At 69.2% G+C, this 13,485-nt stretch carries 7 protein-coding genes; 6 read left to right on the top strand and 1 reads right to left on the bottom strand.

All coding sequences use genetic code 11. The features are described from left to right. Positions 1 to 784, top strand: a 784-nt coding sequence (locus tag IFT36_RS11910) for a hypothetical protein (RefSeq protein WP_200413235.1), incomplete at its 5' end; no start/stop codon positions are given. Between the two features lie 128 nt (positions 785 to 912). Then, on the top strand, positions 913 to 1,161 hold the full coding sequence (gene csrA / locus IFT36_RS11915) for a carbon storage regulator CsrA (RefSeq protein WP_056043620.1): 249 nt from the start codon (positions 913 to 915) through the stop codon (positions 1,159 to 1,161). Between the two features lie 293 nt (positions 1,162 to 1,454). Here the strand turns inward: csrA and IFT36_RS11920 are convergent, their stop codons facing one another. Continuing rightward, positions 1,455 to 2,312, bottom strand: coding sequence for a spermidine synthase (locus IFT36_RS11920; RefSeq protein WP_123571300.1), 858 nt, complete (start codon positions 2,310 to 2,312; stop codon positions 1,455 to 1,457). A gap of 320 nt (positions 2,313 to 2,632) precedes the next feature. Here IFT36_RS11920 and rpoB point away from each other — a divergent pair, with 320 nt between their 5' ends. From rpoB to IFT36_RS11940, 4 genes are all read left to right on the top strand, one after another. After that, entirely contained in the window at positions 2,633 to 6,124 is a 3,492-nt protein-coding gene (gene rpoB / locus IFT36_RS11925; protein WP_056043614.1) for a DNA-directed RNA polymerase subunit beta, read from the top strand. Positions 6,125 to 6,173: 49 nt separating this feature from the next. Continuing rightward, on the top strand, positions 6,174 to 10,055 hold the full coding sequence (locus IFT36_RS11930) for a DNA-directed RNA polymerase subunit beta' (RefSeq protein ID WP_056043611.1): 3,882 nt from the start codon (positions 6,174 to 6,176) through the stop codon (positions 10,053 to 10,055). A gap of 195 nt (positions 10,056 to 10,250) precedes the next feature. Then, a complete protein-coding gene (locus IFT36_RS11935) occupies positions 10,251 to 11,453 on the top strand; it encodes a GNAT family N-acetyltransferase (protein WP_200413236.1) in 1,203 nt (400 codons plus the stop codon). Between the two features lie 165 nt (positions 11,454 to 11,618). Further along, a complete protein-coding gene (locus IFT36_RS11940) occupies positions 11,619 to 13,280 on the top strand; it encodes a GspE/PulE family protein (protein WP_200413237.1) in 1,662 nt (553 codons plus the stop codon). Positions 13,281 to 13,485: the final 205 nt, after the last annotated feature.

The following is a 13,485-nucleotide window of genomic DNA, read 5'->3' on the forward strand; positions in this document are numbered from 1 at the left end:
CGCCCGCGCCGCTGCCGCCGCCGCGACGGGCCCCGGCGGGGTCTCGGCCTCGCCGTCGAGCGCAGGAGGCGCGGTGCCGGTCGCGTCCCCGGCCGACGTCTCGACGCGCACCGACGCGTTCGCCTCGATCATGGACGACCTCACCTTCAACGGCATCGCTCCGGCCGCCGGTGCCGCCGCCGGCCTCGGAGCCGGTGTCGCGGCGACGGGCCCGGGCCCCACCGCCTTCGCCGACGGTGACGCCGCCGACCCCGACGCGCCGCACGGGGCCGCTCCCCGTCGGACGGCGGCGTCGCTCGCGGCCGCTGCCGACGCCCTCGCCGCGCAGGCCCGGGCCGTGGCCTCCCCGGGCGTGCCGCCCGCCCCCGACGTGTCGCGCGGGGCAGGCGACCTCGTCGTGGTCGTCGGCCGCCCCGGAGACGCCTTCCGCGTGGCCGCCCAGATGGCCTCGACGTTCGGGCTGCGCTCCGTCGACGTGTCGGATCGCCGGAGCGGCATCCTGGCCCGGGCCACCGGCGTGCACGAGAACTCGGCCGTCGTGACGGCCCTCGCCTGGGACGCGGCCGCTCCCGCCGCCCTCGAGGCGATCGCCGCCGACCAGGTCTGGGTCGCGGTCGACGTCGGGCGCAAGCACGACGACACGGCCCGCTGGGTCGAGGCCGTCCGGGCGGTCGCGCCCGTGGTCGCGGCCGCCGTGGTCGGCGAGGACGACACGGCGACCCCGGGCACGGTGCACCTGCTCGGCGTGCCGGTGGGCTGGCGCGAAGGAGGCGCGGGCCGCTGAGCCGCGCCTCCTGCGGTGGTCGTCCTCCCGCGGTGGTGCCTCGTGGCCGATGTCGTCCCGCGATCGCCGACCCGCGCCTCCTGCCTGTCGCCGCGACCGGAGCGCCCCGCGCTCGGTAAGCTGGCCTGATGCTGGTGCTGACACGCAAGGTCGGAGAACGCATCGTGATCGGCGACGACATCGTCATCACGGTGCTCGACTCCCGTGGCGACGGCGTGCGCATCGGGATCGACGCACCGCGCGGGGTCAAGATCCAGCGCGAAGAGGTCATCAAGGCCGTGACCGAGGCCAACGTCGAGGCGTCGAAGGCCCCCGACGACGCCGAGGCCCGCCTGCGTGCCGCCCTCGGCGCCCCCGCCCCCCGCGCCGACCAGTAGTCCCGCCGCCCGGCCCCCTCCGCAACTGGCCCGGGCCGCTCTGGCCTCGTGCCGCGGCGCGCTCGTGCCGCCCCGCCGCCGTGCCCTCACGCCGCCACGAGATGGACACAGCGCCACCTTTTCGCCTGGCGTCGTGTCCACATCGTGGCGGGTTGCCGGAGAGAACCGCAGCCTCTGACGGTTCTGAGTAGTCGCGGCACTGTGGCTCGTGTTCCTCTCACCTGTCGCGCCCCTCGCCTCGGCCGCCGTCGTGGGCGCCACGGGGGCGGCCCACTGGCTCGACCGGGGCGTCGTCAGCGCGCCCCGAACACGCTCCGTGACGGCTCGGGCGAGGGCACGGCCGTCGCGTCGGTGACGACGGGCGCCCCGGCGACGAAGTCGCGCAGCTCACGGCCGTGGACGACCTTGGCCGGCAGCGGGTCCGACGAGTAGAGCCGGGGCATGCGGTCGGTCGGCAGCGGCGACGGCGAACCGATCAGCACGACGTTGCCGAAGCGACGGCCCTTGAGCGTCGCGGGGTCGGCCACGGCGACGACGTGCTCGAACACGGTCGCGAGGGTCGACGCCTGGCCGCGGGCGAAGGCCAGCCCCGCGCCGTCGGCCGAGTTGACGATCAGCATGCCGGTCGGCGACAGGAACTCGGCCGCCGCCGTGTAGAACTCGAGCGACGTGACGTGGGCGGGGATCTGCGAGCCACCGAACACGTCGACGATCAGCAGGTCGACCGTGCCGCGCAGTCCGGCGGGCAGCTTCACCATGACCTCGCGGGCGTCGCCGTAGCGCACCCGGATCGAGGCCCCCCGCGGCAGCGGCAGGGTCTCGCGCACCAGGGCCACGAGGTCGGCCTCGAGCTCGATCACCTGCTGGCGCGAACCCGGTCGGGTGGCCTCGACGTAGCGCGGCAGGGTCAGGGCGCCGGCGCCGAGGTGCAGTGCGGTGACCGGCCCCTCGGGCAGCAGGTCGACGGCGTGCCCGATGCGCCGGACGTACTCGAAGGCCAGGTGCGTCGGGTCGTCGAGGTCGACGTGCGACTGGGGCGTGCCGTCGACGACGAGGGTGTACGAACCGGGGCGGTGCCGGTCCTCGTCCACGCGGGCGAGACCCGCCCCGATCGAGATCTCGACGGGCGGGTCGTCGTGCTGTGCGGCCATGCCCCAAGCCTCCCATCCCGGGGACGAGGAGGCGCGCGCGGCCCTCGATCCCGTGGAATGCCTGTGCATGCGCCCGGGTTATACCGAAGGTCGGGCGAAAGGTCAACGACAGGGCTTGCCAGGCGTGTCCGGGGCGACCTAGTATGGACCTTTGCGCTCCCCGTGCGTCCTGTCGTCATATTGCGGTCGACAACGTCTCGAGACACCCACCCCCGAATATGACGGCGGGGTGGATGGTGTCCGCCGGGTAGGGCCGTTCACTCACTCACCACATACTGTCCGACAGTGATGACCCGACGGGGTCCACGGAGGTTACTTCCTTGGCTGCTGCGAACAACGCATCCACCAACTCACCCAAGAACGGTCGCAACGCATCGCGGCTCTCGTTCGCCAAGATCACCGACACGCTGACGGTCCCCGACCTGCTGGCGCTCCAGACCGAGAGCTTCGACTGGCTCGTCGGTAACGACATCTGGAAGGACCGCCTCGCCGAGGCGACCGAGCAGGGTCGAACCGACCTGGCCCTCCACTCGGGCCTGGAAGAGATCTTCGAAGAGATCTCGCCGATCGAAGACCTCGGCGAGACCATGCAGCTCTCGTTCACGGCCCCCGAGCTCGAAGAGCCCAAGTACACGATCGACGAGTGCAAAGAGCGTGGCAAGACCTACGCCGCGCCGCTCTACGTGAACGCCGAGTTCATGAACCACCTCACCGGTGAGATCAAGACCCAGACGGTCTTCATGGGCGACTTCCCGCTCATGACCGAGCGTGGCACGTTCATCATCAACGGCACCGAGCGTGTCGTCGTCTCGCAGCTCGTCCGCAGCCCGGGCGTCTACTTCGAGCGCGCCTCCGACAAGACCAGCGACAAGGACATCTACTCGGCTCGCGTCATCCCGAGCCGTGGTGCCTGGCTCGAGTTCGAGATCGACAAGCGCGACCAGGTCGGCGTGCGCATCGACCGCAAGCGCAAGCAGAGCGTGACCGTCTTCCTCAAGGCCCTCGGCCTGACGAGCGAAGAGATCATGGAGGAGTTCAAGGGCTTCGCCTCGATCGAGGCCACCCTCGAGAAGGACGCCATCCTCACCAAGGAAGAGGCGCTCAAGGACATCTACCGCAAGCTCCGTCCGGGCGAGCAGGTCGCTGCCGAGGCCGCGCGCGCGCTCCTCGACAACTTCTACTTCAACCACAAGCGCTACGACCTGGCCAAGGTGGGTCGCTACAAGATCAACCGCAAGCTCGGCATCGACGCGCCCCTGGGCGACTCGGTCCTGACCGTCGACGACATCGTCGCGACGATCAAGTACCTCGTGTCGCTGCACGCCGAAGAGAAGTCGATGAACGGCACGCGCGACGGCGAGCCCGTCCAGCTGCGCCTCGACGTCGACGACATCGACCACTTCGGCAACCGTCGCATCCGCGCGGTCGGCGAGCTGATCCAGAACCAGGTCCGCACCGGTCTGTCGCGCATGGAGCGCGTCGTCCGTGAGCGCATGACCACGCAGGACATCGAGGCGATCACGCCGCAGACCCTGATCAACGTGCGCCCCGTCGTCGCCGCGATCAAGGAGTTCTTCGGCACCTCGCAGCTCTCGCAGTTCATGGACCAGAACAACCCGCTCTCGGGACTGACGCACAAGCGTCGTCTGAGCGCGCTCGGCCCCGGCGGTCTGTCGCGTGAGCGCGCCGGCGTCGAGGTCCGCGACGTCCACCCCTCGCACTACGGCCGCATGTGCCCGATCGAGACCCCTGAAGGCCCGAACATCGGCCTGATCGGCTCGCTCGCGTCCTTCGCGCGCATCAACTCGTTCGGCTTCATCGAGACGCCCTACCGTCGCGTGGAGAAGGGCAACGTCACCACGACGATCGACTACCTCACCGCCTCCGAAGAGGACGACTACGTCGTCGCCCAGGCGAACGCGCCCCTCGACGACAAGTTCGACTTCGTCGACGACAAGGTGCTCGTCCGCAAGAAGGGTGGCGAGGTCGAGCTCGTCGACAAGGCCGAGGTCGACTACATGGACGTCTCGCCGCGCCAGATGGTGTCGGTGGCCACGTCGCTGATCCCGTTCCTCGAGCACGACGACGCGAACCGCGCCCTCATGGGTGCGAACATGCAGCGTCAGGCCGTCCCGCTCGTCCGCAGCGAGAGCCCCCTCGTCGGCACCGGCATGGAGGGCTACACCGCGATCGACGCCGGTGACGTCGTCACCGCCGACGCCGCGGGCGTGGTCTCCGAGGTGTCGGCCGACGTCGTCACCGTCCAGCTCGACGACGGCGGCACGCAGGACTACTACCTGCGGAAGTTCGACCGCTCGAACCAGGGCGCCAGCTACAACCACCGCGTGATCGTCGACGCCGGCCAGCGCGTCGAGGTCGGCGAGGTCATCGCCGACGGTCCCGCGACCGAGAACGGCGAGCTCGCGCTCGGCAAGAACCTGCTCGTCGCGTTCATGCCCTGGGAGGGCTACAACTACGAGGACGCGATGATCCTGTCGCAGAACCTCATCAAGGACGACACGCTCTCGTCGATCCACATCGAAGAGTACGAAGTCGACGCCCGCGACACGAAGCTCGGCAAGGAAGAGATCACCCGTGATCTCCCCAACGTCAGCCCCGACCTGCTGGCCGACCTCGACGAGCGCGGCATCATCCGCATCGGTGCCGAGGTGCGCCCCGGCGACATCCTCGTCGGCAAGGTCACGCCCAAGGGCGAGACCGAGCTCAGCGCCGAAGAGCGCCTGCTGCGCGCGATCTTCAACGAGAAGAGCCGTGAGGTCCGCGACACGTCCCTGAAGGTGCCCCACGGCGAGCAGGGAACGGTCATCGGCGTCAAGGTCTTCGACTCGCAGGACGGCGACGACGAGCTCGGCTCAGGCGTCAACCAGCGCGTCGTCGTCTTCATCGCCCAGAAGCGCAAGATCACGGCGGGCGACAAGCTCGCCGGTCGTCACGGCAACAAGGGCGTCATCTCGACGATCCTGCCGGTCGAGGACATGCCGTTCCTCGCGGACGGCACGCCGGTCGACATCATCCTCAACCCGCTGGGCGTCCCCGGTCGGATGAACTTCGGCCAGGTGCTCGAGATCCACCTCGGGTGGATCGCGGCGCAGGGCTGGAACGTCGAGGGCGTCCAGGAGTGGGCGAAGAACCTGCCCGAAGAGGCGCTCAGCGCCGCTCCCGGCACGAAGGTCGCCACCCCGGTGTTCGACGGTGCCGCCGAGCGCGAGATCGAGGGTCTGCTCGACTCGACCCTGCCGACCCGCGACGGTGAGCGTCTGATCGGTTCGTCCGGCAAGGCGCGCCTGTTCGACGGTCGCTCGGGTGAGCCGTTCCCGAACCCGATCTCGGTCGGTTACATGTACATCCTGAAGCTGCACCACCTCGTCGACGACAAGATCCACGCGCGTTCGACGGGCCCGTACTCGATGATCACGCAGCAGCCGCTGGGTGGTAAGGCACAGTTCGGTGGCCAGCGCTTCGGTGAGATGGAGGTCTGGGCCCTCGAGGCCTACGGCGCCGCGTACGCGCTGCAAGAGCTCCTGACCATCAAGTCGGACGACATCCTCGGCCGCGTGAAGGTGTACGAAGCCATCGTCAAGGGCGAGAACATCCAGGAGCCCGGCATCCCCGAGAGCTTCAAGGTCCTCATCAAAGAGATGCAGTCGCTCTGCCTGAACGTCGAGGTCCTCTCGGCCGACGGCCAGACGGTCAGCCTGCGCGACACGGACGACGAGGTCTTCCGTGCCGCCGAAGAGCTCGGCATCAACATCTCCTCCCGCTTCGAATCGTCGAACGTCGACGAGATCTAAGCCCCCTTCCCACAACGACACGTCGATACATCTGACAAGGGATTAAATTTTGATCGAAGCAACAACTTTCGATGAGCTGCGGATCGGCCTCGCCACTGCCGAGAACATCCGCGCCTGGTCGCACGGTGAGGTCAAGAAGCCGGAGACCATCAACTACCGCACGCTGAAGCCCGAGAAGGACGGCCTCTTCGGAGAGCAGATCTTCGGGCCGTCGCGTGACTGGGAGTGCGCGTGCGGCAAGTACAAGCGCGTCCGCTTCAAGGGCATCGTCTGCGAGCGCTGCGGCGTCGAGGTCACGAAGTCGTCCGTGCGTCGTGAGCGCATGGGCCACATCGAGCTCGCCGCTCCCGTCACGCACATCTGGTACTTCAAGGGCGTCCCCTCGCGCTTGGGCTACCTGCTCGACATGGCCCCGAAGGACCTCGAGAAGGTCATCTACTTCGCGGCCTACATGGTCATCTCGATCGACGAAGAGGGCCGTCACGCCGACATGCCCGGGCTCGAGAACGAGCTCCGCCTCGAGATCAAGCAGCTCGAGTCGCAGCGCGACACGCGCATCGCCGACCGCCTCCAGAAGCTCGAGGACGATCTGGCCGTCCTCGAGGAAGAAGGCGCGAAGAGCGACCAGAAGCGTCGTGCGAAGGACGGCGCCGAGAAAGAGATGTCGCAGACGCGCAAGTCGTTCGACGAGGACATCAACCGCCTCGAGCGCGTCTGGGAGGACTTCCGCAACCTCAAGGTCGGCGACCTCAAGCCCGAGGACGCCGTCTTCCACGAGCTGCAGGACCGCTTCGGCATCTACTTCGAGGCCCACATGGGCGCCGAGGCGATCAAGAAGCGCCTCGAGGGCTTCGACCTCACCACCGAGGCCGAGAACCTCCACCTGCAGATCTCCGAGGGCAAGGGTCAGAAGAAGATCCGCGCCATCAAGCGCCTGCGCGTCGTGAGCTCGTTCCTGGCCACCGGCAACTCGCCGGCGGCCATGGTCCTCGACGTCGTCCCGGTCATCCCGCCCGAGCTGCGCCCGATGGTGCAGCTGGACGGTGGCCGTTTCGCGACCAGCGACCTGAACGACCTCTACCGTCGCGTGATCAACCGCAACAACCGCCTCCGCCGCCTGCTCGACCTCGGTGCTCCCGAGATCATCGTGAACAACGAGAAGCGCATGCTGCAAGAGGCCGTCGACGCCCTGTTCGACAACGGTCGTCGCGGTCGTCCCGTCACGGGTACCGGCAACCGCGCCCTGAAGTCCCTGAGCGACATGCTCAAGGGAAAGCAGGGTCGCTTCCGCCAGAACCTGCTCGGCAAGCGCGTCGACTACTCGGGTCGTTCGGTCATCATCGTCGGCCCGACGCTGAAGCTGCACCAGTGCGGTCTGCCCAAGCAGATGGCCCTCGAGCTGTTCAAGCCGTTCGTCATCAAGCGCCTGATCGACCTGAGCCACGCTCAGAACATCAAGTCGGCCAAGCGCATGGTCGAGCGTTCGCGCCCGCAGGTCTGGGACGTCCTCGAAGAGATCATCCGCGAGCGCCCCGTGCTGCTGAACCGTGCGCCCACGCTGCACCGTCTCGGCATCCAGGCGTTCGAGCCCCAGCTGGTCGAGGGCAAGGCCATCCAGCTGCACCCGCTCGTCTGCGCGGCGTTCAACGCCGACTTCGACGGTGACCAGATGGCCGTGCACCTGCCGCTGTCCGTCGAGGCCCAGGCCGAGGCGCGCATCCTGATGCTCGCGTCGAACAACATCCTGAAGCCGTCCGACGGTCGTCCGGTGACCCTGCCCGCACAGGACATGATCATCGGTCTGCACTACCTCACGACGGTCACCGAGGGTGCCGAGGGTGAAGGCCGTGCCTTCTCGTCGGTCGCCGAGGCGATCCTCGCGAAGGACCAGGGCACGCTCGACCTCAACGCGATGGTCAAGATCCGCATGAACGGCGTGCACTTCGCCGAGGGCGAGGCTCCCGAGGGCTACGAGGTCGGGCAGGACATCCTGCTCGAGACGACCCTCGGTCGCGCGCTCTTCAACGAGAACCTGCCGGCGGACTACCCGTTCGTCCAGCAGGTGACCGACAAGGGCATGCTCTCGACGATCGTCAACGACCTCGCCGAGCGCTACCCGAAGGTCGCCGTCGCGGCGGCACTCGACAACATCAAGGACGCGGGCTTCTACTGGGCCTCGCGTTCGGGTGTCACCGTCGCGCTGTCCGACGTGCTCACGCCTCCGCGCAAGCCCGAGATCGTCGCGGGTTACGAGAAGCAGGCCGCCGCCGTGCAGTCCGAGTTCGACAAGGGTCTGATCTCGGACGCCGAGCGTCGCGCCGACCTGATCAAGATCTGGACGGAGGCCACGAACGAGGTCGCCGCCGAGATGCGCGCGAACTTCCCGATCGACAACACCATCAACCGCATGGTGACGTCGGGTGCTCGTGGTAACTGGCTGCAGGTGCGCAACATCGCCGGCATGCGAGGCCTGGTGAACAACCCGAAGGGTGACATCATCCCGCGCCCGATCATCTCCTCGTACCGCGAGGGTCTGTCGGTGGCCGAGTACTTCATCGCGACGCACGGTGCCCGCAAGGGTCTGGCCGACACGGCCCTCCGTACGGCCGACTCGGGGTACCTGACCCGTCGTCTCGTCGACGTGTCGCAGGACGTCATCATCCGTGAGGACGACTGCGGCACCTCGCGCGGCCTCGAGATGCCGATCGCCGCACCCGACGCCAACGGCGTCATGGTGCGCGACGCGACCGTCGAGAACACCGTGTTCGCACGGTCGCTCGCGGCTGCCGCGGTGGACGCGAAGGGCACGGTGCTGGCCGAGGCCGGCGCCGACGTCGGAGACGTGCTGATCGACGAGCTCGTGGCGGCCGGTGTCGAGACCATCAAGGTCCGCTCCGTCCTCACCTGTGAGGCCGCCGTCGGTGTCTGCGCCCAGTGCTACGGCCGCTCGCTGGCCACCGGCAACCTGGTCGACATCGGTGAGGCCGTCGGCATCATCGCGGCCCAGTCGATCGGTGAGCCCGGCACGCAGCTGACCATGCGTACCTTCCACACCGGTGGTTCGGCCTCGGCCGACGACATCACGCAGGGTCTGCCCCGCGTGACCGAGCTGTTCGAGGCGCGTACCCCCAAGGGTGCGTCCCCGATCGCCGACTCGGCCGGTCGCATCACGATCGAGGACACCGACAAGGCTCGCCGCGTCATCCTGCAGCCCGACAACGGCGACGAAGAAGTGATCTACCCCGTGCTCAAGCGTTCGACCCTCCTCGTCGAGGACGGTCAGCACGTCGAGCTCGGTGAGCAGATCATCGCCGGTGCGGTGGACCCGAAAGAGGTCCTGCGCGTCAAGGGCGTCCGTGCGGTGCAGCAGCACCTCGTGGGTGGCGTCCAGGACGTCTACCGCTCGCAGGGCGTGCCGATCCACGACAAGCACATCGAGGTCATCGTCCGTCAGATGCTCCGCAAGGTCACCGTCGTCGACCACGCCGACACCGACCTGCTGCCCGGTGAGCTCGTCGACCGGTCGAAGTACAACGAGATCAACCGTGCGGCACTGACCGAGGGCAAGCGGACCGCGTCCGCCCGTCAAGAGGTCATGGGCATCACGAAGGCCTCGCTGGCGACCGAGTCGTGGCTGTCCGCCGCGTCCTTCCAGGAGACGACCCGCGTCCTGACGCAGGCCGCCATGGAAGGCAAGAGCGACCCGCTGGTCGGTCTGAAGGAGAACGTCATCATCGGAAAGCTCATCCCCGCGGGCACCGGCCTGTCGCGTTACCGCGACGTGTCGGTCGAGGCGACGGAAGAAGCGAAGGCGGAGCGGTACCCCAACCGCGTCTTCACCGACGACGCGTCGTTCAACGAAGCCGACCTGAGCTTCGTGGACTTCGACTCCTTCTCGTCGGACGACTTCACCCCCGGCACCTACAACTGAGAACCCCGTCAGGAGGCGCGGTGAGGGTCTGACCCCCACCGCGCCTCCTGAGGGCCTCACCTCGAAGGGCCCCGGCTCGCACTCCGTGCGGACCGGGGCCTTTCGTCGTACCTCCCGGTCGGGGCCGTGACGCGAGCGGGAGGTTCCCCCGCCGGGCTGAGGCGACGTCGGGAGCCGACCCGGCAGGATGGAGGGATGCCTGACGACCAGCCCGCCGAGACCGCCACCCTGACGAGCGGCGTCGCCGCCACGGCTGCTGCCGCCACGGCCGACACCGCCGTCGGAGCACCGGCCACACCGCCCCCGGTCGTCGTCGGCCGAGGCGAGGCCGCCGAGGGGGTCGGCATCGGCACGGCCGACCGCCCCGTCCGCGAGCGGGTGACGGCACCCGACGTCGTGGCGTCACCGGAGCCCGTCGCCGGTGTCACCTGGCGACCGCTCACCCTCGACGACCTCGTGCCCCTGCACGCGCTCTGTGCCCGCATGGGGTCGGTCGACCACCCCGACCGCGGCCATGCGCTCGAGGTCGTGCGTGACGACCTCACGTCGCCCGGCATCGACCTCGTGCGGGACAGCATCGTCGGGGTGGACGCCGACGGCCGCTTCGTCGCCTGGGGCCTCAGCCACCTCGGCCCGACGCGGGTCAGCCTCGTGCGGGTGGGGGTCCCCGGCGGTGTCGACCCCGGCCGACGCGGCGAGGGTCTCGGTCGCCGCCTCCTGGACTGGCAACGGGTCCGGGGCGAGCAGCACCTGGCCACCTGTGACGAGGTGCTGCCGGCCGGTCTCGTGACCGACGTCGAGGAGGACGCCCTCGCCACGCGGGCGGCGTTCCGTCGGGCGGGGTTCGACGAGTCGCGGTGGTGGACCGAGCTGCGGCGCGACCTGACGGAACCGATCGAGCGCGTCGCGCTCGACCCGGCCGTCCGCCTGGTCACGATGACCGACGAGTGGGTCGAGGCGACGCGCCAGGCCCGCAACGACGCCTTCCGCGACCACTGGGGCAGCCAGCCGACGAGCGAGGAGCGCTGGGGTCGGATGGTCGGTGCCGGCACCTTCCGGCAGGACCTCTCGCTGCTGGCCGTCGCCCGTCCCCTCGACAACCCCGAGGCCGCCGAGCAGGTCGTCGCGTTCGTGCTGAGCGACGTCGACCCCGAGGACTGGGCGGCCCTAGGGCGGCGGTGCGCCTACGTCGAGTACGTCGGCGTCCGGCGCTCCTGGCGGGGACGACACCTCGCGCAGTCCCTGCTCGCGTCGACGCTGGAGGCGCACGTCGCCGAGGGGCTCGAGGTCACCGTGCTCGACGTCGACTCCGTGAGCCCGACAGGCGCCCTGGGGCTCTACGACCGGGCCGGGTTCGTCGCCGCGAGGCGCTCCGCCACGGTGGTCCGCGCCTACTGAGTCCGACCGGGGGGCGACCGGCGCACCCCTTCGAGGGGCACCCGCTCTGGGACGTGCCGCCGACGGCGTCGCCGCCGTAGCGTGAGGCAAGCTCGGACCCGACCCCGAGCGTCGAACGGCCTCGTCGTCCTACCCCCGAGGCCCTGTACTTCCGAGGAGGTACGCGTGGCTTCCATGACCGAGATCCTGATCTTGCACGGGCTGTTGCCGATCGAGCAGCTCGACGTGATCCCGCGCGGCCCTGCCGAGGAGGAGGCGTCCATCCGCGACCTCCTCTCGCGAGGCGTCGTCACCGAGGTGCAGGTGGCGAGGGCCCGGGCCACCGCCGCCGACCTCGACTTCGTCGAGCTGATCGACTACCCGGTCGACCGCTCGGCCGTGACGATGGTGCCCGCGGCCGTGTGCCGACGGCACAAGGTCCTGCCGATCGGCGTGCGCGACGGTGCGTTGATCCTCGCCATGGAGGACCCGGGCGACGTCTTCGCGATCGACGACGTCCGCGCCGGCCTGCGCATGGGCGTCGACCCCGTCGTCGCCGAGAAGAACGACCTGCGCGCCGCCATCGACCGGTACCTGCGTGCCGACGACGAGCTGAACGACCTGACGTCGACCCTCGAAGAGGAGAGGGCCCACGAGACGGCGGCCGACATCACGGACGGCCCCGACGACGACGTGCCGATCGTCCGGTTCGTCAACCTGCTCGTCAGCCAGGCGATCACCGACCACGCCTCCGACATCCACATCGAGCCGTCCGAGACCGACGTGCGCATCCGGTACCGCATCGACGGCGTGCTGCACGAGATGCAGCCGGCGCCCAAGGCGATCCAGAACGGCGTGATCTCGCGCCTCAAGATCATGAGCGAGATCGACATCGCCGAGCGCCGCAAGCCGCAGGACGGCCGCATGTCGGTCCGCCACGGCGGCCGGCAGATCGACCTGCGGGTGGCGACGCTGCCGACCGTCTGGGGCGAGAAGGTCGTGATGCGCATCCTCGACAACTCGAACACCTCGATGAGCCTGCGCGACCTCAACCTGCTCGAGCGCAACTTCGACGTCTACGCCGAGTCGTACTCGAAGCCCTACGGCATGATCCTCGTCACCGGCCCCACGGGTTCCGGCAAGTCGACGACGCTGTACACGACGCTGAACGCCGTCGCCCGTCCCGAGATCAACGTCATCACGGTCGAGGACCCGGTCGAGTACCGGATGAAGGGCATCAACCAGGTGCAGGTCAACCCCAAGGCGGGCCTGACCTTCGCGAGTGCGCTCCGCAGCATCCTGCGGTCCGACCCCGACGTCGTCCTGCTCGGCGAGATCCGCGACCACGAGACGGCGCAGATCGCGATCGAGGCGTCGCTGACCGGCCACCTCGTGTTGAGCACGTTGCACACGAACGACGCCCCAAGCGCGATCACCCGACTCACCGAGATGGGCATCGAGCCCTTCCTCGTCGGGTCGGCCATCGACTGCGTCGTCGCCCAGCGCCTCGCGCGCCGGCTCTGCGACCGGTGCAAGACGCCCACGGCCTACTCCCCGTTGCAGCTGGCCCACCTGAAGTTCCGGGTCGAGCCCGACGAGAACCCCACGGTGTACCAGCCGGTGGGCTGCCAGCAGTGCTCGAACACGGGCTACCGCGGCCGCATCGCGCTGCACGAGGTGATGAGCGTCTCCGAGGACATCGAGCGGCTCGCGGTGAGCCGCGCGTCCAGCGCCGAGATCGGCCGGGTCGCCCGCGAGCAGGGCATGTTGAGCCTGCGTCAGGACGGTTGGGAGAAGGCCAAGCTCGGCCTCACCAGCGTCGAAGAGATCCTGCGGGTCGTCGCGTGACGCCCGCCTCCGGCCGAGCCCGGACCGACCACGAGGAGCCCCTCTCATGAGCGCTTCGATCTACGACATCCCCGACGACGCAGCCGCCGAGGACGCCGCCCTCGCGGGGTGGACGCCGGGCCGTCCGGGCAACGAGGTCCGGTCCGCCACCGCGACCGCGACCGGCTCCGCGACCGCGACCGGCTCCGCGACCGCGTCGTCGACG

Origin of the sequence: Frigoribacterium sp. CFBP 13605 (genome assembly GCF_014839405.1) — a bacterium.
GTDB lineage: Bacteria > Actinomycetota > Actinomycetes > Actinomycetales > Microbacteriaceae > Frigoribacterium.